Below are 21,215 nucleotides of genomic sequence, written 5' to 3' on the forward strand. Positions count from 1 at the left end.
GCCTGACTGATTGTTCGCCTACGTTCTAATGAAGTGCCGAACTCCGGCAAGCGCGACGTGCGAATGGACGCGATATGCGTGGGAAGCGGACACCCGCTTTATCCCTCTCCCTTAAGGGAGAGGGCTGCGCAGACTTGGCAGCTTGCTGCCTTAGTCGTAGCTGGGTGAGGGGGTTGCGATCCACAGGGGATCGCGCGGGCCGCAGGCCCGCTCCTCCTTCATCCAGATCAGCCCCTTCAAAACAGCCGCGCCCCATTCGGCACCGCCCGATCCGGCGCAAACAGCACCACGGCCCCGGCCTCATCGGCAAAGCCAAGCGTCAGCACCTCGGACAGGAACTTCCCGATCTGCCGCGGCGGAAAATTGACGACGGCCGCAACCTGTCGGCCCGGCAGGTCCTCCACCGCATAATGTTCCGTGATCTGCGCGCTCGATCTCTTCTTGCCGATGCCCTGACCGAAATCGATCACCAGCTTATAGGCTGGCTTGCGCGCCTCCGGATATGGCTCCGCCGAAAGGATCGTGCCGACGCGAATGTCGACCTTCAGAAAATCGTCGAAACCGATGATGTCGGCGGCGGCCGAAGCGGAATCATGATACAGATGCATGGCGGCATGCTAGAGAGTTTTCCAAGCAGATGGAATCATCTGCTGAATCGGAAAACGCGAGAGCGATTTCCAGGCGATCGGAACCGACCGCCGGTCAAGAATCACGGAAAAACAAGGAATCTGGAACGGCGATCCGATTCAATTCCAAAGCAGCCCGCTCAAGAACCGGTCCCATGGCAAGGTCGGGAAGGCCGTTCCCCGACCTCGCCCCAGGCAAGCGCTTATTCCAGTTCCAGAATGATCGCGTCGACCGGCAGGCTTTCCCCTTGCGCGGCGGACACGCTCTTCACCACGCCCGCCTTCTGCGCGCGCAGGATATTCTCCATCTTCATCGCCTCGATCACGGCCAGCGGCTGGCCGATCTCGACCTTGTCGCCTTCCTTCACATTCAGCGCCACCAGCAGGCCCGGCATCGGGCAGATCAGGAAGCGCGACAGGTCTGGCGGAATCTTCTCGATCATATGCCTGGCATGCACCGCCGCATGGGCGGGCAGGATGCGCAGCTTGTGGCTGGCGCCATGGGCGGTCAGCACGAAGCCCGAACGCACCGGCGCGATCTTCACCGCCAGTTGCTCCTCACCGAACTCCGCCTCGATCAGCCGGTCGCCGGGCGTATATTCCAGCGCCAGTTCGATGGCTTCGCCATCCACCGTGACGTCATCGCCATTGATCACGACATCATGGACCGCATCGCCGATCTTCACCTGCCAGTCGGTCGGCGGAGCGAGGCGCTTGCCAAGCTGCCCGTCGATGCGGCGCGCCCGGTCCGCCTGCGCCATGGCTGCAAAGGCGCCGATGGCCGACAGACGCTTCAGCAGCGTCTCCGAAGCCGGCGCGCCGGTAAAGCCCTCCGGATATTCCTCCGCGATGAAGCCGGTGGTGATGTTGCCCGAACGGAAGCGCTCATGCTGCATCAGCGCGGAGACGAAATCGATATTATGCCCCGGCCCCTCGATCTCGAACTGGTCGAGCGCCGCGATCTGCTTGTCTATGGCTTCCAGCCGGGTCGGCGCCCAGGTGATCAGCTTGGCGATCATCGGGTCGTAGAACATGCTGACCTCGCCGCCCTCGACCACGCCGTCATCGACACGCACCAGCGCCCCCGTTTCATCAGCGCCGGTTTCGGGCGGATTGTAGCGGATCAGGCGGCCCGTGGAGGGCAGGAAGCCACGATAGGGGTCCTCGGCATAGACGCGGTTCTCGATTGCCCAGCCGTTGATCTTCACATCTTCCTGGGCGAAGCCCAGTTCCTCGCCATTGGCAACGCGGATCATCTGCTCGACCAGATCGAGGCCAGTGATCTCTTCCGTAACCGGATGCTCCACCTGCAAACGGGTGTTCATCTCCAGGAAGTAGAAACCGTCGCCCGTCTTGTCCGCGCCCGACACGATCAACTCGACCGTGCCCGCGCTGAAATAGCCGACCGCCCGCGCCAGGGCGACGCACTGCTCGCCCATCTTCCTGCGCATTTCGGGAGATACGAAGGGCGACGGCGCTTCCTCCACCACCTTCTGGTGGCGGCGCTGGATCGAACATTCGCGCTCATTGAGATAGACGATGTTGCCGTGCTGATCGCCCAATATCTGGATTTCGATATGGCGCGGGCTTTCGATGAACTTCTCGATGAACACGCGGTCATCGCCGAAGCTGTTCAGCCCCTCGCGCTTGGTCGCCTCGAAGCCTTCGCGAACGTCCTGCTCGGAATAGGCAAGGCGCATCCCCTTGCCGCCGCCGCCGGCCGATGCCTTCATCATCACCGGATAGCCGATCTCGTTCGAGATGCGGACGGCATGTTCGGTATCCTCGATCACGCCGACATAGCCGGGGACCACATTGACGCCCGCCGCCTTGGCGAGCTTCTTCGATTCGATCTTGTCGCCCATGGCGGCGATTGCGTTGGCGGGAGGACCGACGAAGACGATGCCCGCTTCGTCCAGCGCCTTGCGGAAGCTCTCCCGCTCGGAGAGAAAGCCGTAGCCGGGGTGAACCGCGTCGGCGCCGGTCGCCCTGCACGCCTCGATGATCTTGTCGGCCAGCAGATAGGACTGGGCGGCAGGCGGCGGGCCCAGATGCACGGCCTCGTCCGCCATCAGCACATGGGGGCTGCGCGCATCCGCGTCGGAATAGACCGCAACGGTCTTGATGCCCATCTTCCGCGCGGTGCGGATGACGCGGCACGCAATTTCGCTACGGTTCGCGATCAGGATCTTGGTGATTGCCATTATCTATCCTTGCCCCAGTCCTTATTCAGTTCCTCTCACCCCGTTCGGGCTGAGCTTGTCGAAGCCCCCTCCTTCCCTTTCGAAGAGAAGTGCAGCCCTTCGACAAGCTCAGGGCGAACGGAGGTGGTGGTTGATGCTAATCGCCGTGCATGAAGGCGCCCGACGAGAACAAACCCCAGAAGATCACGGCCAGCACAACGACTATCACCGTCATCATTTTCGGCCGAATTTCACTCAGCCGCCTCCAGATGCCCATGCGGCTGAGCCATCATCGGCGTCAGCCCGAGCTTCCCGAGCAACGCGCTATCCTTGTCGTCCCCGGCATTGGCCGCGGTCAGCAGTTTGTCGCCGGTGAAGATGCTGTTCGCCCCCGCCATGAAGCAGAGCGCCTGACAAGCCTCGCTCATGCTCTCGCGCCCGGCGGAAAGCCGCACCATCGACCGCGGCATGACGATCCGCGCCACGGCGACCGTGCGGACGAACTCCACCTCATCGATCTTCGCGAGCGGCGTGTCCTTCAGCATATCGCCCAGCACCGTGCCCTCGACCGGCACCAGCGCATTGATCGGCACGCTTTCGGGATGCGGCATGGTGGCGAGCGCATGCAGGAAGCCGATGCGATCCGATCGCGTCTCCCCCATGCCGACGATTCCGCCGCAGCACACATTGATGCCCGCGTCCCGGACATTTTCCAGCGTCTCGATCCGGTCCGCGAAGGTCCGGGTGGTGATGACGTTGGCGTAATTTTCCGGCGAGGTGTCGATATTGTGGTTGTAATAATCCAGCCCCGCATCGGCCAACTGCTTGGCCTGACCAGCCGACAGCATGCCCAGCGTCATGCAGGTTTCCATGCCCATCTGGCGAACGCCCTTCACCATTTCGATGAGCTTGGGCATGTCCCGTTCCTTGGGATTGCGCCACGCCGCGCCCATGCAGAAACGGCCCGAACCATGGTCCTTCGCCTGCGCCGCCGCCTGAAGCACCGCCTGCACGTCCATCAGCTTGGTGGCCTTGAGGCCGCTTTCCGCGTCGGTCGACTGGCTGCAATAGCCGCAATCCTCCGGACAACCGCCCGTCTTGATCGACAGCAGGGTCGAAAGCTGCACCTCATTGCGCGGGAAGTTCGCACGATGGATCGACTGCGCCTCGAACATCAGGTCGTTGAAGGGCAGGTCGAACAGCGCGGCGATTTCGTCGCGGGTCCAGTCAGTGCGAGGCGTCTTAGTCATTATGCGGCTTCCTCCAGCCCCGCCGGGGGCATGTTGTGGCCGAGGAGGCGCAGCACATCGGCGGCGCATTCCACGACGTTGGAGCCCGGTCCATAAATCCCTTGGACGCCTGCGTCACGGAGGAAGTCGTAATCCTGCGGCGGAATGACCCCACCCGCCACCACCTTGACGTCGTTGCGCCCCTGTTCCCGAAGCTGCCTGATGAGTTCGGGAATAAGCGTCTTGTGCCCGGCGGCCAGCGACGAGGCGCCGACCACGTCCGCGCCGCTGTCGAGCGCCAGCACCACCGTTTCCTCCGGCGTCTGGAACAGCGGGCCCGACACGATGTCGAAACCCATGTCCCCGAACGCGGACGCGATCACGTTGGCGCCCCGGTCGTGGCCGTCCTGCCCCATCTTGGCGATAAGGATCTTCGGCTTGCGACCGAGGCGCCGCTCGACGGCCTGCACCCCGTCAAGAACCTGTTGCCAGCGGGCATCCCGCGAATAGGGCTTGGAATAGACGCCCTTCACCGGCGTCGGCACCGTGCCGTATCGGTTGAAGCTGTCCTCCATGGCGGAGGAGATTTCGCCCAGCGTGGCGCGGGCACGCGCCGCTTCGACCGCATGGGCGAGAAGGTTGTTCTCGATCGACTGCTCGCCCGCTGCCGCCCGGCGCAGCGCATCCAGCGCGGCCTGACAGGCGGCCTCGTCACGCTCCGCCTTCACCTTGTTGATGCGGGCGATCTGCGCTTCACGGACCTTGCTGTTGTCGACTTCCAGCGTCTCGAGCAGGTCCTCGTTCGCCAGACGATATTTGTTCACGCCGACGATCACGTCCTCGCCCCGGTCGACCCGCGCCTGACGGGCGGCGGCGGCGGTCTCGATCATCGCCTTGGGCCAGCCGGCGGCCACCGCCTTGGCCATGCCGCCTTCGGCCTCGACGCGGTCGATGATCTCCTGCGCGGCGTCGACCAGTTGCTGGGTCAGCGCCTCGATATAATAGCTGCCGCCCAGCGGATCGACGACATTGCACATGCCCGTCTCTTCCTGGATGACGATCTGCGTGTTGCGCGCGATACGGGCCGAAAAATCGGTTGGGAGCGCGATTGCCTCGTCCAGCGCGTTGGTGTGCAGCGACTGCGTGCCGCCCAGCATCGCCGCCATCGCCTCGATGGTGGTGCGCATGACATTGTTATAGGGGTCCTGCTCGGTCAGCGACACGCCCGACGTCTGGCAATGGGTGCGCAGCATCTTGGAGCGTTCGTCCTTCGCGCCGAGCTTCGTCATCACCCGATGCCAGAGCACGCGGGCAGCGCGCAGCTTGGCGATCTCCATGAAGAAGTTCATGCCGATGGCGAAGAAGAAGCTCAGCCGCCCCGCGAACTTGTCGATGTCCAGGCCCGACGCCACGCCATAGCGCACATATTCCGCGCCGTCCGCGATGGTGAAGGCCAGTTCCTGCACCTGCGTCGCCCCGGCTTCCTGCATATGATAGCCGGAGATGGAGATGCTGTTGAACCTGGGCATCTCCCGGCTGGTATAGCCGAAAATGTCGCTGATGATCCGCATCGAGGGTTCGGGCGGGTAGATATAGGTGTTGCGGACCATGAACTCCTTCAGAATGTCGTTCTGGATGGTCCCGTCGAGCAGCCTGCGCTCAACCCCCTGCTCCTCGCCCGCGACGATGAAGAAGGCGAGGATCGGGATCACCGCGCCGTTCATGGTCATGGAAACCGACATCTGGTCGAGCGGAATGCCGTCGAACAGGATCTTCATGTCCTCGATGGTGTCGATGGCGACGCCCGCCTTGCCGACGTCACCCACGACACGCGGATGGTCGCTGTCATAGCCGCGATGGGTGGCCAAGTCGAAAGCGACGCTCAGCCCCTTCTGTCCCGCCGCCAGATTGCGGCGATAGAAGGCGTTGGATTCCTCCGCGGTCGAAAAGCCCGCATATTGCCGGATGGTCCAGGGACGCCCCGCATACATGGACGCGCGCACGCCCCGCGTGAACGGCGCGAAGCCGGGCAGGCCCGGATCGCCAACTTTATCCGGGGTGACATCCTCCGCCGTGTAGAGCGGCTTGACCGTGATCCCTTCCGGGGTTTCCCAGTTCAGGTCCTTGCCCTTCACCTCCTTGGCGGCGGCGGCGGCCCACTGGTCCAGCGTCGGCTTCTCTGTCATATCAATGCGCGCCTTCCTTGGGCGTTTCCATGATTTCGGTCAGCACCCCATTCATGTCCCTGGGATGGACGAAGAAGATCAGCGTCCCATGCGCCCCGATGCGGGGCTCGCCCAGCACCTTCTTGCCCAGCCCCTCGAACCACGCCTTGGCTTCATGAATGTCGGGCACTTCATAGCACATATGATGCTGCCCGCCCGCCGGGTTCTTGGCGATGAAGCCGTGAATGGGCGAGTTTTCGCCCAAGGGTTCGATCAGCTCGATCTGCGTGCCGGCGGTGCCGTTCTCGCCCGGCGTATCCACGAAGCAGACCTTCACCCCCTGCGCCGGAAGGTCGAACGGCTCATGCGCGATGGTCGCGCCCATGACGTCGCGATAATAGGCAATCGATGCTTCCAGCGAGGGCGTCGCCACGCCGATATGATTGAGACGGCCGAGTTTCATAACGTCATTCCCAACTTCGTCATTCCCGCGACGGCGGGAATCCATCTCCCGCCCTCTCCCCGGATATGATGTCCGGAGAGGGTTCCCCGCCCGCGCGGGGATGACGGATTCACCTTAGAGCGGAATATTGTCGTGCTTCTTCCAGGGGTTCTCCAAAGCCTTGTTCCGCAGCTTGCGCAGCCCCAGGGCGATCCGCTTCCGGGTCGAATGCGGCTGGATCACCTCGTCGATGAAGCCCTTGCCCGCTGCCACGAAGGGGTTGGCGAAGCGGTCCTCATATTCCTTGGTCTTTTCCGCGATCTCTTCGGGCGTCTTGCCGCGGAAGATGATCTCCACCGCGCCCTTGGCCCCCATCACCGCGATTTCGGCGGTGGGCCAGGCATAGTTGAGGTCGCCCCGCAGATGCTTGGAGGACATGACGTCATAGGCCCCGCCATAGGCCTTGCGCGTGATCACGGTGATCTTCGGCACGGTCGCCTCCGCATAGGCGAACAGCAGCTTCGCGCCATGCTTGATGATGCCCGAATGCTCCTGCGCCGTCCCGGGAAGGAAGCCGGGCACGTCGACGAAGGTCACGATCGGAATCTCGAACGCATCGCAGAAGCGCACGAAGCGCCCGGCCTTCTTGGACGAGTTGATGTCCAGCACCCCGGCAAGCACCATCGGCTGGTTCGCGATGACGCCCACCGTCTTGCCCTCGACCCGGCCGAAGCCGCAGATGATGTTGCCCGCATGGGCGGGCTGCACCTCGAAGAAGTCGCCCTCGTCCACCACCTTGCGGATCAGCTCATGCATGTCATAGGGCTGGTTCGCATTGGCGGGGACCAAAGTGTCCAGGCTGTCCTCGATCCGGTCCCACGGATCGGCGCTCGGCCGCTCCGGCACCGGCTCCTTGTTGGACGCCGGCAGGAAGTCCACGAAATCGCGCACCGCCAGCAGCGCCTCGATGTCGTTCTCGAACGCAAGGTCGGCCACGCCCGATTTGGTGGTATGCGTCACCGCCCCGCCCAGTTCCTCCTGCGTCACGACCTCGTTGGTGACGGTCTTCACCACGTCCGGGCCGGTCACGAACATGAAGCTCGAATCCTTCACCATGAAGATGAAGTCGGTCATCGCCGGCGAATAGACCGCGCCGCCCGCGCACGGCCCCATGATCACGCTGATCTGCGGCACCACGCCCGACGCCAGCACATTGCGCTGGAAAATCTCGGCATAGCCCGCCAGCGAAGCCACGCCTTCCTGGATGCGCGCGCCGCCCGAGTCATTGAGGCCGATCACGGGAGCGCCCACCTTCAGCGCCATGTCCATGATCTTGCAGATCTTCATCGCGTGCCGTTCCGACACCGCGCCGCCATAGACGGTGAAGTCCTGGCTGAAGACATAGACCAGCCGGCCGTTGATGGTGCCCGATCCGGTGACGACGCCGTCGCCGGGGATATGCTGCCCGTCCATGCCGAAGTCGATGCAGTTGTGCTCGACATACATGTCCAGCTCCTCGAAGCTGTCCTCGTCCAGCAGCACGTCCAGCCGCTCCCGCGCGGTCAGCTTGCCCTTGGCATGCTGCGCGTCGATGCGGCGCTGTCCGCCGCCCAGACGCGCGGCCTCCCGCTTGGCTTCGAGCTGTTCGATGATGGCGAGCTTCGACATATCAGGCTTTTCTCCGGCTTGTCGCGGACGTCTATGTCCGCCCCTTCCCAATCTTTCCGCATTTTCGCAAATGCAATTTTGCCAATTTGCAAATCGCGATTTTGCAAATTATGGACGATCCATGGCTCGTGGCAATCGAATCTTCGCAGGACCGCGCCTGCGCCAACTCCGTCTCGACCATCGCATGGACCAGGCGACCATGGCCCAGGCCCTTGGCATATCGGTATCCTATCTCAGCCAGCTTGAGAATGACGACCGCCCCCTGACGGCCAAGGTCAAGGCGGCCGTCGCCAGCGCCTTTCCCACCGACTGGGCCAGCTTCGACAGCCGGGAGGAGGAACAGCTTCTGGGCGCCTTCACCTTCGCCCTCGCCCATCCCGAACTGCCCGGCGTGCCGATGGAGCCGGAACGGATCGAGAAGCTGCACCTGCATTTCCCCGAATTCGCGGCGCGCTATGTCGACCTCTACAATGCCCATATGCGCGCCAATGAACGCATCAACATGATCGAGGAGGCCATTGCCAACGATCATGCGGTGCAGGCCCGCCTGCCCTGGGAAGCGGCGCGCGACTGGTTCCACGAAGCGGGCAATTACGTCCATGTCCTTGACTGCCTGGCGGAGGACATGGCCGCCAGCTTCACCGCCGGCCAGACGCTGGACGAAGGCATGCTGGTGGAGGCGCTGGCCCGCCGCCACGGCATCGAAACGCTGATCGCGGAAACGCCGGATTCCGCGCTCCGCTCCTATACCAGCAGCGAAAAGCGCCTGTTCGTGAACGCGGCCCTGCCCACCGAAAGCCGCAAATTCATGCTCGCCCACCAGTTGATGATGCTGGAGGGGCAGGCCGTGATCGCGGACGTGGTCAACAGGGCGGCGCTGCCCGTGCCCGGCGCGGACCGGCTGCTCGCCATCGGCCTCGCCAATTATGCGGCGGGGGCGCTGCTGATGCCCTATGCCCCCTTCCGCGAAGCCGCCCGCGAAGTCCGCCATGACATAGACCGTCTCGCGCGCCGCTTCGGCGTCAGCTTCGAACAGGCCTGCCACCGCCTCTCGACGCTGCAAAGGCCCGGCCTGCGCGGCATCCCCTTCTTCTTCTGCCGCGTCGACATGGCGGGCAACATCACCAAGCGCCACAGCGCCACCCGCCTGCAATTCGCCCGCTTCGGCGGCGCCTGCCCCTTATGGAACGTCCATGAAGCGGTCGCGGTCCCCGACCGGATCAACGTGCAACTGGGCGAAACGCCCGACGGCGTCCGCTATGTGTCCATGGCGAAGGGTCTGGTTAAACCCTCCGGCAGCTACAGCCGCACGCCGCGCCGCTTCGCCGTCGTGCTGGGCTGCGAAATCGCGCATGCCGCCAATTTCGTCTATGCCGACGGCCTGCAACTGGAGGTGGAGGGCGCGGCAACCCCGATCGGCATCACCTGCCGCCTCTGCCCCCGCCAGAGCTGCGACCAACGCGCCTTCCCGCCCGCGGACCGCCCGATCCGCGTCGATCCCGACAATCGCCAGATCGTGCCCTATTGGATCGGCTAAGGCACACCGCTTTCCTCGCTGCGCCCAGACCGCTGGGCTAATCCGGCAATTCCAGCTCCTCCTCCAGAAAATCGAGAAAAGCCCGCACCCGCGCCGCCAGCCGGTCCTGCGCGGAATAGAGCGCGTGAATATCCTCGCCCTCCCCCGTGCTGAAATCGCCCAGCACCTCGACCAGCCGCCCTTCCCGCACGTCGGCGGCGACGTGAAAGCGCCCGTGCCGCGCTATGCCGCCGCCCGCGATCGCCATCTGCCGCACGACCTCGCCCGAATTGCCGAAGAAACGCCCCTGCACCGGACGCTGCACCGTCCGCCCGCCGATCCGGAAGGCCCAGCTGTCCACCGATCGACGAAAGCTGAACTGCAGGCAGTCATGCCCGTCCAGATCGTCCGGCCTGAGCGGCATGCCCCGCGCAGCCAGATAGGCGGGACTGGCGACCAGCACCATGCGGCTGCGCCCCAGCTTCTTGGCGCGCAGCCGCGTATCGCGCAGCGGCCCGATCCGGATGGCGATGTCGGCCCTCTCCTCCACCAGGTCCACCACCGCATCGGATAACGCCAGATCGACCGTCACGGCCGGATGCCGGGCCAGAAAGCGGGGCAGGATCGGCAACAGGCAGTGGATGCCGAAGGATACGGAGGCATTCACCCGCAACAGCCCTCGCGGTCCCTGCTCCTCCTGCCCCAGCCTGCTTTCGACATCGGTCATTTCCGCCATCAGCGCCGACATCCGGTCGCGATAGGCGGCCCCTTCCATCGTCAGCGCCAGCGACCGCGTGGTCCGCCGCAGCAGGGTTACGCCCAGCCGCTGCTCCAGCCGGGCGATGCTGCGGCTGACGGCGGACGGCGTCAGCCGCAAGGCCCTGGCGGCGGAGGCAAGGCTGCCCTCCTGCGCCACCGCCAGAAACGTCTCTATATCCCCAAAGCGGTTGTCCATGCATCGCTCATGATCTGAAATCACTTCTATAGTGACGACGATCATTCTAATCATCAATGATCCCTTCTCCTATTTCTGCGTTCACTCACGCAGAACAGGAGTTGCCCCATGGATCTGAAACTCAACGGCAGGACCGCGCTCGTCACCGGATCGACCGCCGGGATCGGCTTTGCCATCGCCAGGCGCCTTGCCGAAGAAGGTGTGGAGGTCGTGATCACCGGCCGCAATCAGGCCAAGCTCGACGATGCGGCCGCGCAGCTTGCCCAGTCAGGCAGGGTCCGCCCGATCCTGGCCGATCCCGCGACGGCGCAGGGCGCGGCCACGCTCATCGAAGCCGCTCCGGACGTCGACATCCTCGTCAACAATCTCGGCATCTACGAAGCGAAGCCCTTCACCGAAATCTCCGACGAGGACTGGCATCATTTCTTCGAGGTCAACGTCGTCAGCGGCGCCCGCCTCGCCCGTCATTATTTCCCGCGCATGATCGCGAAGAACTGGGGCCGCATCATCTTCATCGCCAGCGAAAGCGCGCTGGTGATCCCCGGCGAGATGATCCACTACGGCATGACCAAGACCGCCCAGCTCGCCATCGCCCGCGGACTGGCCGAACAGACGCGCGGCACCGGCGTGACGGTGAATTCGGTGTTGCCCGGCCCCACCCGTTCGGAGGGGATCGTCGACTTCATCCAGTCGGTGGTCGAAAACAAGGACGCGCCGGAGGCCGAACGCGAGGCGGAATTCTTCCGGACGCTGCGCCCGCTCTCCCTCGTCCGCCGGCTGATCGAGGCGGACGAGATCGGGTCGATGGTCGCCTATCTCGCCAGCCCGCTCGCCGCCGTCACCAATGGCGCGGCGATCCGGGCGGAGGGCGGGATCGTCCCCACCATAGCCTGATAGGGGCGCCCGATATGGGCGCCCGATCCATATCCTGCTTGCGGGAACTGGCCCTGTCGCTCGTCTGTCTCTCCGGATAGGAAGGACGGATGAGCGACACGGACATTCTCATGGACACGCCCCTCCGGCACGAACTGGCGGAAGCCGGCTATGCCCGCCTGTCCGGGGCAGACCTGTTCGAACGGCTCCCCTCCGCCGGCTGGAACGCGCTCGCGCGAAGCTGGGACGATCTCGGCCCCGACCTCTATATGGCGGACGGAGGGCGCTATCGCCGCCGCCGCCACGCGACCTTCGCCTGCGAACAGGGCGTCTTCACGCGCCAACCGCACCAGCCGCATTTCCAGAGCCGCGACTATAATCCCCTGAATGGCGATGTGCAGCGCTGGTTCGATCCCGTCGAGCAAGGCACCATCGACAATAGCGCGATGCAGGCGATCTTCGCCTTCTGCGCGCGCAGCTTCCCCCTGGCCGGACGGCAGCATGTCGAACTCCACCAGTTCCGCATAGAGGCCCGCACCGGGGAACTGGGCCGCCCCACGCCGGAAGGCATGCACCGCGACGGCGTGGACTGGGTCTTCGTCATGCTGGTCGAACGCCGCAACGTCCGCGAAGGCGTCACCCGCATCGGCACGCCGGAGGGCGGCGCATTGGGCGAATTCACCCTTGCCCGCCCCGGCGACGCGGTGCTGATCGACGACCACCGCATCATGCACGGCGTCACCGAAATCCATGCGGTCGACCCGGCGCAACCCGCCTGGCGCGACGCTCTCGTCCTCACCTTCGCGGCCGGCGCCTGATCCTTATTTCAACAGCACCAGCTCCTCGGCCATGCTGGGATGGAGGGCGACGGTGTCGTCGAACTCCTGCTTGGTGAGGCCGGCCTTCACCGCAATCGCGGCCGCCTGAAGGATTTCCGGCGCATCCGGCCCGATCATGTGCAGCCCGACCACGCGATTGGTCGTCGCGTCCACCACCATCTTGTAGAGCGCCCGCTCGTCCCGCCCGGCCAGCACATTCTTCATCGGCCGGAAGTCGGAGGTATAGACCTTCACCGTCCCATATTTGTTCTTCGCCTGCGCCTCGGTCAGCCCCACGCCCGCCAGCGGCGGATGGCTGAACACGGCGGAGGGCACGCAATCATAATCGACCGTGCGCGGATTGTCCCCGAACACCGTATCCGCAAAGGCGTGCCCCTCGCGGATCGCGACCGGGGTGAGCTGCATCCGGTCGGTGACGTCGCCCACCGCATAGATGCTCTCGCAGCTCGTGCGGCTATATTCATCGACCTTGATCGCGCCCTTGTCGCTCAGTTCGACCCCGGCATTCTCCAGCCCCAGCCCATCGACATGCGGCTTGCGCCCGGTCGCGAAGACCAGCAGGTCGCAGGCGATCGGATCGCCGCTCCTGAACCGGACGCACAGCGTGCCGTCCTCATTCTTCTCGATCTTCTCCATCTCGGCGTTGAAGCGGAAATTGATCCCCTTCATCGTCGAAATCTGGAGCAGCCGGTCGCGGATCTGCTCATCATAGCCGCGCAGCAGGGTGTTGGACCGGTTGACGATCGTCACATGGCTGCCGAACTGGTGGAAGATGCCCGCAAATTCATTGGCGATATAGCCGCCGCCGACAATCACGATCCGCTTCGGGCATTCCTCCAGGTGAAACAGTTCATTGGACGTCACGCCATGCTCCGCCCCCTCGATGTCGGGAACGATGGGCCAGGCGCCGGTCGAAACCAGGATATATCTGGCCGTGACCTCGCGCCCGCTGGCCAGCTTCACGCCATGCGGCCCGGTGATCGTCGCCCGCTCGGGGATCAGTTCGACCTCATGGCTGTCCAGCGTGTTCTTGTAGAGGCCCTCCAGCCGGTCGACATCGGCCAGCACATTGTCGCGCAGCGTCGTCCATTCGAAGCCGCAATCGGGCACATTCCAGCCGAAGCGCCGCGCATCCTTCAGATCCTCGGCAAAATGCGCGCCATAGATGAGCAGCTTCTTGGGCACGCAGCCGCGAATGACGCAGGTGCCGCCGACCCGATATTCCTCGGCCACCGCCACCTTCGCGCCATGCGCCGCCGCCACGCGCGAAGCCCGCACGCCACCGGATCCCGCCCCGATGACGAAAAGGTCGAAGTCGTAATTGCTCATCCATCCCTCCGCTAGATTGCGCCCGCATATGGAGCGTCCCCAGCGGAGTTACAAACCAGAATCTTCTTTCTCCCCTCCCGCAGGCGGGAGGGGCCGGGGGTGGGCGCGAGCAAAGCGCGCCTCCCAACGCCACCCCCCTCCCACAAACGGGAGGGATTCATTCGTCAAACCCCGCCCAAAGCCAGATCGATCAAAGCCATGGTCGAAGGATCGAACCCCTTCGGCCCCTCCGCCTCGATGGACCTGGCGATTTCCTTGCCCAGCTCGACACCGAACTGATCGAACGGATTGATCCCCATCAGCACCGCATTGGCAAAGGTCCGATGCTCGTAGAAAGCGATCAGCGCCCCCAGAACCTCCGGCGTCACATCGTCCAGCAATATGGTGGTCGAAGGCCGGTTCCCCGGATAGGCCCGCGCCGGATCGGCCTCATTATCCTTGCCCCGCAGCAAAGCCGCGCCCTGCGCGAAGCAGTTCACCAGCAAGGCCCGATGATGCGCCGGATCGAGCGCATGGCCCGGCTCGATGGAGGCGATGAACTCCACCGGCGTCAGGATCGTCCCCTGATGCAGCAGCTGGAACACGGCATGCTGCGCGTCCGTGCCGACGCCGCCCCAGGTGATCGCCGCCGTCGGTCCATCGACGGGCTTGCCGTCGCGCGTCACGCTCTTGCCGTTGCTCTCCATCTCCAGTTGCTGGAGATAGGAGGGCAGCAGCCGCAGCCTTTCGTCATAGGCGAACAGCGCCCGCGTCTGGCATCCCAGCACCCGCGCATAATATTGGTCGACAAAGGCGGCGATCAGCGGCGCGTTCTGCCTGGGGTCGCTCAGCCGGAAATGCCGGTCCATCGCCGCCGCGCCTTCCAGCAGGCTCTCGAACGCATCCCATCCCAGCGCCAGCGCCGCCGGAAACCCGATGGAGGACCAGAGCGAATAACGCCCGCCTACGCTCTCCGCGAAGGGCAGCACCCGCGTCTCATCCACGCCCCACTCGATCGCCTTGTCGGGCGATGCGGTCAGCGCGATCACCCGGCCATAGGGGTCTTCCACCCCCGCCTCGACCATCCAGTTGATCGCGCTCGCCGCGTTCAGCATGGTCTCCGTGGTGGTGAAGGTCTTCGAAGCCACGGCGATCAAAGTCGCCTCCGGATCGAAGCGGGAAATCGCCCGCTCCAGCGCCGTGCCGTCGACATTGGACACGATGGCGACGTCATAGCGCGCTCCGTCGCCGCCCAATGCATCGACGATCAGGTCGGGCCCCAGCGCCGACCCGCCAATGCCGATATGCAGGATATGCCGGATCGGCCCCAGCGCCTCGCCCTCTATGGCGTCGATCAACGCCCGCATCCGCGCATGGAACATCTTGGCCCGCGCCACGCTGTCGGCATTGCCCTCGCCCCGCTCGGCGGGATGCTCGGCGGCGCGGCCCTCGGTGTTGTTCACCGCCTCGCCCGCGAACAGGGCGTCCCGCTGCGCGGCAAAGCCCTTTTCCTCGGTCAGCGCCAGAAATCCCTCGAACAGCTCGTCGGTCAGATGCGTTTTCGACCAGTCGAAGCGCACGGGCCCCTGACGCAGGGTGAACTTGCTCAGCCGGTCGGGATCGGTGGTGAAGATGGACTTGAGATCGGCCTGGGGAAGAGCCGCGAGCGCTGCCAGTGCAGGGCTGGACATTGGGACATATCCTCTTGTTTTGCCGTTGATCGATACCGACGCTGCACCTGTCGATTCTTGCCCATCCTAGCCAAGTCGTTCCGCTATTGCACCGTTCGAGGGGAAAAATCGGGCTGCGGGGCAGCATGAAGTGACAACCCGTTGGTCTCTAGCCCGCTTGACGGCGGCTTTACTAACCCGCAAAAGCCGCGACGGCCTGTTTTCAGGGCGAATTGAAGGAAAAGACGACCAAGCATGAGCGCAAAATCCGAAACGCGGGATTTCCTCTGGTTTCTCGCAAAGCTGGCGGTGTTCGTCTTCGTCCTTCGCAGCTTCATCGTGTCGCCCTTCAACATCCCGTCGGAATCGATGCAGCCGCGCCTGCTGATCGGGGATTATCTGCTGGTGGCGAAATGGCCCTATGGCTATTCGCGCTATTCGCTGCCCTTCGGCATACCGCTGATCCCCGGCCGCATCTTCGCCTCGACGCCGCAGCGCGGCGACGTGGTGGTGTTCAAGGCGCCGCCGAACCAGAAGAACGACTATATCAAGCGCGTCATCGGCCTGCCCGGCGACATGATCTCCGTGCGCGGGGGCACCGTCTATCTGAACGGTCAGGCCATTCCGAAGCAGAAGGTGGCCGACCTCGTCATACCCGTGACGCCCAATATGGAGGATGCGGCGGCGAAGGAAGGCAGTCCATCCCCCTGCTACCGCCCGAAGTTCGAGGAGGCCGTGCCCGGCGGCCGCCAGTGCCGCTACCCCCAATATCGGGAGACGCTGCCGGGCGGCAAAAGCTACAATGTCCTCGACCTGGTGCCGGACGGCGCGGCCGACGACCGCGACACGGTGGTGGTGCCCGAAGGCCATCTCTTCATGATGGGCGACAATCGCGACCGCAGCGCCGACAGCCGCTTCCCGGCGGTCGACGGCGGCGGCATCGGCCTTGTTCCTGAGGAAAATCTGGTCGGCAAGGCGATGATCTCCGTCTTCTCGACCGACGGCAGCGCCAACTGGCTGCTGCCCTGGACATGGGTGTCCGCCGCGCGCTGGAGCCGCATCGGGGAAGGCTTTTGACGAAACCCGACACCGAAGGCTGGCTGAGCGCCCTGATCGGCCGCGCGCCGAAGGACCCGGCCGCCTTCAACCAGGCGCTAACCCATGGCAGCGCCCATGCGGTGAATTATGAACGGCTGGAATTCCTGGGCGACCGCATCCTCGGCCTGCTGATCGCGGAGTGGCTCTACGACCGCTTTTCGGGCGAACCCGAAGGCAAGCTTTCCCGCCGCTTCAACGCGCTGGTTTCCGGCGAGACCTGCGCCGAAGTCGCCCGCAGCGCCGGAGTTCCGGCTCATCTGGTGCTCGGCAAGCAGGCCCGCGACGACGGCGCCGCCGACAGCGACAATGTGCTGGGCGACGTCATGGAGGCGCTGATCGGCGCGCTCTATCTGGAGGGCGGCCTGGAGGAGGCCCGCACCCTCGTCCGCCGTCTCTGGGCCGACCGCGTCGACACCCAGTCCAGCGCGCCCAAACACCCCAAGTCCGCGCTCCAGGAATGGGCGGCGGCCAACAAGCGCAAACCGCCGGAATATGCGATGACCGACCGCTCCGGCCCCCACCACGCCCTGAAATTCACGGTAACGGTCAGCATCAAGGGCGCAGGCGAAGCGAGTGCCACCGGCGGCTCCAAACAGGAAGCCGAAACCGCGGCGGCAAAGGCATTGCTGGACCAACTCACCGCTTAACCGCCCCGCGCCCGCAACTGGCACACAACCCCACCCCGTTCGCCCTGAGCCTGTCGAAGGGCTTTTCTTTCTTCTGGAACGACATTGCCCTTCTGGACCTACATGCTCCACTGCGCCGACCGCAGCTTCTACACAGGCCACACTGACAATCTCGAAACTCGCATCGCCCAACATGAGGCAGGCGCAATCCCCGGCCACACCCAAAACCGCCGCCCTATAAAACTGGTCTGGTCGCAGGAGTTCGGAACCCGTATGGAGGCGCTTGAAGCAGAGCGCCAAATCAAAGGCTGGAGCCGGGCCAAGAAACTCGCTCTCATTCGCGAGGATTGGACACTCATCTCTACCTTGGCGCGCTCGAACCAAGAAAAGGAAAGCCCTTCGACAAGCTCAGGGCGAACGGAGTGATTTTTTGAGCCTAAATCCTGAATCCCAACGCTGCGGCGTCATCGCCATAGTCGGCGCCCCGAACGCAGGCAAATCCACGCTGGTCAACGCGCTGGTAGGCCAGAAGGTGGCGATCACCAGCCCCAAGGCGCAGACCACCCGCACCCGCGTCATGGGCGTGGCGATCGAGGGTGACGCGCAGATGGTGCTGGTCGACACCCCCGGCATCTTCGCCCCCAAGCGCCGCCTTGACCGCGCCATGGTGCAGGCCGCATGGGGCGGCGCGCAAGGGGCCGACCTGATCGCGCTGATCGTCGACGGCAAGGCGGGCCTCGGCGCCAAGATGGAACCGATCATCAGCGCCCTCGCCGCCCGGCCGGAGAGGAAATGGCTGATCCTCAACAAGGTCGACATCGCCATCAAGGAAAAGCTGCTGGTCCACACCCAGCGGCTCTACGAACAGCTCGACATAGCGGAGACCTTCTTCGTCAGCGCGGCGACCGGCGACGGCCTTCCCGAACTCAAGACCGCCTTCGCCAGGGCCATGCCCGAAGGCCCCTGGCACTTCCCGGAGGATCAGGTCTCCGACGCCACCGACCGCATGCTGGCGGCGGAGATCACGCGCGAACAGCTCTATCACCAGCTCCACGCCGAACTCCCCTATGCCGCCGCCGTCGACACGGAAAAATATAGCGAGCGCGAGGACGGATCGGTCGAAATCCACCAGCAGATCCTCGTCGGCCGCTCCAGCCAGCGCGCCATCGTGCTGGGCAAGGGCGGCCAGCGCCTCAAGGAAATCGGCTCAAAGGCCCGCGCCGAACTGGCCAGCCTGCTTGGGGTCAAGGTCCATCTCTACCTCCACGTCAAGGTGAAGGAAGATTGGGAAGACGACCGCTTCATCTACCGCGACATCGGCCTGGATTGGGTGGAGTAAGCCAACCCGCTTATCAATCATCGTCATTCCCGCGCAGGCGGGAATCCATCGCCTGACCTTGCGCCAGGCACAATTTATGGGAGATGGATTCCCGCCTGCGCGGGAATGACGAGCATAATTACTCCGCCGCCACCTTCTTCTTGGCAGACGCCTTCTTCGCGGCAGGCTTCTTCGCCGCACCCTTTTTCGCCGGCGCCTTCTTCCCCTTCTTCGCAGGCGCCGCCGCAGCCCGCGCATCGATCAGTTGCGCAGCCTCCTCCAGCGTCAGGGCATCCTGCTCGATGGTCTTGGGCAGCGTCGCATTGGTCGTGCCGTCGGTCACATAGGGACCATAGCGCCCCGCCATCAGCTTGATCTCGGCCTCAGTGCGCGGATGCTTGCCCAGCACCTTCAGCGGCTCCCGCGACGAAGCGCCACGCCCGCCCTTGTTCGCCGCATCGGCCAGCTTGGCCACGGCGCTGTTCATCCCCACCTCGAAAATCTCCGCGGTGGAGGACAGCCGCCCATATTTGCCGTCATGCAGCAGATAGGGCCCGAACCGCCCAATATTCGCCACGATGGGCTTCCCCGTTTCAGGATGCAGCCCGATCTCGCGCGGCAGGCTCAGCAGCTTCACCGCCCAGTCCAGCGTCAACTCGCCATCGGGCAGATCCTTGGGAATGGAGCCGCGCTTCGCCTCCTTGCCCTCGCCCATCTCGATATAGGGCCCGAACCGCCCGGATTTCCGGACGATGTCCTGCCCGGTCTCGGGATGCTGGCCCAGCACCTCCGGTCCCTTGTCCTCGCCATCCTTGTCACCGCCCGGCTGCCCGAACTTGCGCGTATATTTGCACTCCGGATAGTTGGAGCAGGCGATGAACGCGCCGAACCGCCCGCCGCGCAGCGACAATTGCCCATCGCCGCACATCGGGCAGGCACGCGGATTGGACCCGTCCGCCTTGGGCGGGAACAGCATCGGCTCCAGGAATTTGTCCATCTCGGCCGTGATGTCGGAAGGCTTCTGCTCCATCACCTCGGCGGTCTTGGGCTTGAAGTCGCGCCAGAACGCTTCCAGCACCGCCTGCCACTGGGCCCGCCCGCCGGAAATATCGTCCAGCTCCTCCTCCAGCCCCGCCGTGAAGTCGTAGGACACATACCGCTCGAAGAAACGCTCCAGAAAGGCCGTCACCAGCCGCCCGCTCTCCTCCGCGAAGAAGCGGTTCTTCTCGATCCGCACATAGTCGCGGTCCTTCAGCACCTGCAAAGTCGAGGCATAGGTGGAAGGCCGCCCGATCCCCAGTTCCTCCAGCTTCTTGACCAGCGACGCTTCCGAATAGCGCGGCGGCGGCTGGGTGAAATGCTGCTCCGCCGTCACTCTCTTCTTGGCGGGAGCGTCGCCCACGCCCAAGCGCGGCAACAGCCTCGAATCATCGTCTTCCGCATCGTCGCGCCCTTCCTCATAGAGCGCCAGGAACCCCGGAAAGATCACCACCTGTCCCGTGGCGCGCAGCCCATGCTGCCCGGTCGCATCGACCAGATCGACGGTCGTCCGCTCCAGCCGCGCCGAAGCCATCTGGCTCGCCAGCGCCCGCTTGAAGATCAGGTCGTACAGCCGCGCATGGTCGCCCGACCCCACCTTGTCGCGCGAAAACTCGGTCGGACGAATGGCCTCATGCGCTTCCTGCGCATTCTTGGCCTTGGTCTGGTACTGGCGCGGCTTTTCGGGCAGATAGCCGCCGTCATAGCGCTCCGCGATCGCCTTTCGCGCGGCGGAGATGGCGCTGCCGTCCATCTGCACGCCGTCGGTCCGCATATAGGTGATCGCGCCATCCTCATAAAGCTGCTGCGCGATCCGCATCGTATGGCTGGCGGAGAAGCCGAGCTTGCGCGCCGCCTCCTGCTGAAGCGTCGAGGTCGTGAATGGCGGCGGAGGATTGCGCGAAACCGGCTTGGTCTCGACCTTCTCGACGGTGAAGCGCCCGGCCTCCACGTCCGCCTTCGCGGCCATGGCGTCGCCTTCCCTGCCGATGGTCAGCCGCTCGATCTTCTCGCCGCGCCAGCGCACCAGCCGCGCGACGAACCCCTGTCCGCCCTGCTCCATCTCGGCCGCGACCGACCAATATTCCTGCGGCACGAAGCTTTCGATCTCGCGCTCCCGGTCCACGACCAGCCGCAACGCCACGGACTGCACCCGCCCCGCCGACTTGGCGCCGGGCAGCTTGCGCCACAGCACCGGCGACAGGGTGAAGCCCACCAGATAATCCAGCGCCCGCCGCGCCCGATAGGCGTCGATCAGATCCTCGTCCAGCGCGCGCGGCTGGGCCATCGCCTCGGTCACCGCCTGCTTGGTGATCGCGTTGAAGGTCACGCGGTCCACCTTCTGCGGCAGCGCCTTCTTCGCCCGCAGCACCTCCTGCACATGCCAGCTTATCGCCTCCCCCTCGCGATCGGGGTCGGTCGCCAGGATCAGCCGGGTCGCCTTCTTGGCTTCGTCGGCTATGGCCTTGAGCTGCTTGCCCTTGTCGCCATAATTTTCCCAACTCATGGCAAAGCCGTTGTCGGGGTCCACCGACCCGTCCTTGGGCGGCAGGTCGCGGATATGCCCATAGCTGGCCAGCACATGGAAATCGCCGCCCAGATATTTTTCGATGGTCTTCGCCTTGGCCGGCGATTCAACGATGACAAGCTGCATTCATGCC

The 21,215-nt window shown here is 64.5% G+C and carries 17 protein-coding genes; 7 read left to right on the forward strand and 10 right to left on the reverse strand.

What is annotated here, in order from left to right; translation table 11 throughout:
- Positions 1-236: 236 nt before the first annotated feature.
- The 6 genes from EWH10_RS09940 to EWH10_RS09965 all read right to left on the reverse strand — a co-directional run bounded on the left by EWH10_RS09940 (position 237) and on the right by EWH10_RS09965 (position 8,313).
- Positions 237-608, reverse strand: a complete 372-nt coding sequence (locus tag EWH10_RS09940; protein WP_044662349.1) for a tRNA-binding protein — start codon at positions 606-608, stop codon at positions 237-239.
- A gap of 221 nt (positions 609-829) precedes the next feature.
- Complete coding sequence (locus EWH10_RS09945; protein ID WP_065845991.1) at positions 830-2,830, reverse strand: acetyl-CoA carboxylase biotin carboxylase subunit; 2,001 nt, start codon at positions 2,828-2,830, stop codon at positions 830-832.
- 230 nt (positions 2,831-3,060) lie between these two features.
- On the reverse strand, positions 3,061-4,059 hold the full coding sequence (gene bioB / locus EWH10_RS09950) for a biotin synthase BioB (RefSeq protein ID WP_044662351.1): 999 nt from the start codon (positions 4,057-4,059) through the stop codon (positions 3,061-3,063).
- The gene (scpA, locus tag EWH10_RS09955) at positions 4,059-6,224 is read right to left on the reverse strand and encodes a methylmalonyl-CoA mutase (RefSeq protein WP_044662352.1); all 2,166 of its coding nucleotides are present in this window, start codon (positions 6,222-6,224) and stop codon (positions 4,059-4,061) included. The genes bioB and scpA overlap by 1 nt, the downstream gene beginning before the upstream one ends.
- Before the next feature lies 1 nt (position 6,225).
- The gene (gene mce, locus EWH10_RS09960) at positions 6,226-6,666 is read right to left on the reverse strand and encodes a methylmalonyl-CoA epimerase (protein WP_025547355.1); all 441 of its coding nucleotides are present in this window, start codon (positions 6,664-6,666) and stop codon (positions 6,226-6,228) included.
- A gap of 114 nt (positions 6,667-6,780) precedes the next feature.
- Positions 6,781-8,313: an acyl-CoA carboxylase subunit beta gene (locus tag EWH10_RS09965; protein ID WP_025547356.1), complete on the reverse strand. Its 1,533-nt coding sequence runs from the start codon at positions 8,311-8,313 to the stop codon at positions 6,781-6,783.
- Between the two features lie 121 nt (positions 8,314-8,434).
- Here EWH10_RS09965 and EWH10_RS09970 point away from each other — a divergent pair, with 121 nt between their 5' ends.
- Entirely contained in the window at positions 8,435-9,850 is a 1,416-nt protein-coding gene (locus EWH10_RS09970; protein WP_025547357.1) for a helix-turn-helix domain-containing protein, read from the forward strand.
- A 37-nt stretch (positions 9,851-9,887) separates the two neighbouring features.
- Here EWH10_RS09970 and EWH10_RS09975 read toward each other — a convergent pair whose 3' ends face one another.
- Positions 9,888-10,784 carry a LysR family transcriptional regulator gene (locus EWH10_RS09975; RefSeq protein ID WP_025547359.1) on the reverse strand — a complete coding sequence of 299 codons (897 nt, stop codon included), beginning with the start codon at positions 10,782-10,784 and terminating at the stop codon, positions 9,888-9,890.
- Positions 10,785-10,892: 108 nt separating this feature from the next.
- Here EWH10_RS09975 and EWH10_RS09980 point away from each other — a divergent pair, with 108 nt between their 5' ends.
- Both EWH10_RS09980 and EWH10_RS09985 read left to right on the forward strand, forming a co-directional pair.
- Positions 10,893-11,678, forward strand: coding sequence for an SDR family NAD(P)-dependent oxidoreductase (locus EWH10_RS09980; protein WP_044662353.1), 786 nt, complete (start codon positions 10,893-10,895; stop codon positions 11,676-11,678).
- Positions 11,679-11,767: 89 nt separating this feature from the next.
- Positions 11,768-12,475: a 2OG-Fe dioxygenase family protein gene (locus tag EWH10_RS09985; RefSeq protein WP_044662354.1), complete on the forward strand. Its 708-nt coding sequence runs from the start codon at positions 11,768-11,770 to the stop codon at positions 12,473-12,475.
- Between the two features lie 3 nt (positions 12,476-12,478).
- Here the strand turns inward: EWH10_RS09985 and gor are convergent, their stop codons facing one another.
- Positions 12,479-13,825 carry a glutathione-disulfide reductase gene (gene gor / locus EWH10_RS09990; RefSeq protein ID WP_025547364.1) on the reverse strand — a complete coding sequence of 449 codons (1,347 nt, stop codon included), beginning with the start codon at positions 13,823-13,825 and terminating at the stop codon, positions 12,479-12,481.
- A gap of 164 nt (positions 13,826-13,989) precedes the next feature.
- Positions 13,990-15,495: a glucose-6-phosphate isomerase gene (gene pgi, locus EWH10_RS09995; RefSeq protein ID WP_044662355.1), complete on the reverse strand. Its 1,506-nt coding sequence runs from the start codon at positions 15,493-15,495 to the stop codon at positions 13,990-13,992.
- A 234-nt stretch (positions 15,496-15,729) separates the two neighbouring features.
- Here pgi and lepB point away from each other — a divergent pair, with 234 nt between their 5' ends.
- The 4 genes from lepB to era all read left to right on the forward strand — a co-directional run bounded on the left by lepB (position 15,730) and on the right by era (position 18,537).
- Positions 15,730-16,551 (forward strand): signal peptidase I, encoded by an 822-nt coding sequence (gene lepB, locus EWH10_RS10000; protein ID WP_025547367.1) that lies wholly within the window; start codon positions 15,730-15,732, stop codon positions 16,549-16,551.
- The gene (gene rnc / locus EWH10_RS10005; RefSeq protein ID WP_044662356.1) at positions 16,506-17,219 is read left to right on the forward strand and encodes a ribonuclease III; all 714 of its coding nucleotides are present in this window, start codon (positions 16,506-16,508) and stop codon (positions 17,217-17,219) included. The genes lepB and rnc overlap by 46 nt, the downstream gene beginning before the upstream one ends.
- Positions 17,220-17,303: 84 nt before the next feature.
- Positions 17,304-17,624 (forward strand): GIY-YIG nuclease family protein, encoded by a 321-nt coding sequence (locus EWH10_RS10010; protein ID WP_044662357.1) that lies wholly within the window; start codon positions 17,304-17,306, stop codon positions 17,622-17,624.
- A gap of 4 nt (positions 17,625-17,628) precedes the next feature.
- Entirely contained in the window at positions 17,629-18,537 is a 909-nt protein-coding gene (gene era / locus EWH10_RS10015; RefSeq protein WP_065845989.1) for a GTPase Era, read from the forward strand.
- A 118-nt stretch (positions 18,538-18,655) separates the two neighbouring features.
- On the opposite strand, the gene topA is transcribed toward era, so the two are convergent.
- Positions 18,656-21,208: a type I DNA topoisomerase gene (gene topA, locus EWH10_RS10020; protein WP_130029975.1), complete on the reverse strand. Its 2,553-nt coding sequence runs from the start codon at positions 21,206-21,208 to the stop codon at positions 18,656-18,658.
- Between the last annotated feature and the right edge of the window lie 7 nt (positions 21,209-21,215).

Origin of the sequence: Sphingobium fuliginis (assembly GCF_004152845.1) — a bacterium.
Classification (GTDB): Bacteria; Pseudomonadota; Alphaproteobacteria; order Sphingomonadales; family Sphingomonadaceae; genus Sphingobium; species Sphingobium fuliginis.

Excerpts from the sequence above, each read along its gene's own strand:
- EWH10_RS09975 (WP_025547359.1), bottom strand. The coding sequence starts at position 10,784 with ATGGACAACCGCTTTGGGGATATAGAGACGTTTCTGGCGGTGGCGCAG.
- pgi (WP_044662355.1), bottom strand. The coding sequence starts at position 15,495 with ATGTCCAGCCCTGCACTGGCAGCGCTCGCGGCTCTTCCCCAGGCCGAT.
- EWH10_RS09945 (WP_065845991.1), bottom strand. The coding sequence starts at position 2,830 with ATGGCAATCACCAAGATCCTGATCGCGAACCGTAGCGAAATTGCGTGC.
- lepB (WP_025547367.1), top strand. The coding sequence starts at position 15,730 with ATGAGCGCAAAATCCGAAACGCGGGATTTCCTCTGGTTTCTCGCAAAG.
- EWH10_RS09980 (WP_044662353.1), top strand. The coding sequence starts at position 10,893 with ATGGATCTGAAACTCAACGGCAGGACCGCGCTCGTCACCGGATCGACC.
- EWH10_RS09970 (WP_025547357.1), top strand. The coding sequence starts at position 8,435 with ATGGCTCGTGGCAATCGAATCTTCGCAGGACCGCGCCTGCGCCAACTC.
- EWH10_RS09940 (WP_044662349.1), bottom strand. The coding sequence starts at position 608 with ATGCATCTGTATCATGATTCCGCTTCGGCCGCCGCCGACATCATCGGT.
- gor (WP_025547364.1), bottom strand. The coding sequence starts at position 13,825 with ATGAGCAATTACGACTTCGACCTTTTCGTCATCGGGGCGGGATCCGGT.
- EWH10_RS09985 (WP_044662354.1), top strand. The coding sequence starts at position 11,768 with ATGAGCGACACGGACATTCTCATGGACACGCCCCTCCGGCACGAACTG.
- EWH10_RS09965 (WP_025547356.1), bottom strand. The coding sequence starts at position 8,313 with ATGTCGAAGCTCGCCATCATCGAACAGCTCGAAGCCAAGCGGGAGGCC.
- rnc (WP_044662356.1), top strand. The coding sequence starts at position 16,506 with ATGGGTGTCCGCCGCGCGCTGGAGCCGCATCGGGGAAGGCTTTTGACG.
- scpA (WP_044662352.1), bottom strand. The coding sequence starts at position 6,224 with ATGACAGAGAAGCCGACGCTGGACCAGTGGGCCGCCGCCGCCGCCAAG.
- bioB (WP_044662351.1), bottom strand. The coding sequence starts at position 4,059 with ATGACTAAGACGCCTCGCACTGACTGGACCCGCGACGAAATCGCCGCG.
- mce (WP_025547355.1), bottom strand. The coding sequence starts at position 6,666 with ATGAAACTCGGCCGTCTCAATCATATCGGCGTGGCGACGCCCTCGCTG.
- topA (WP_130029975.1), bottom strand. The coding sequence starts at position 21,208 with ATGCAGCTTGTCATCGTTGAATCGCCGGCCAAGGCGAAGACCATCGAA.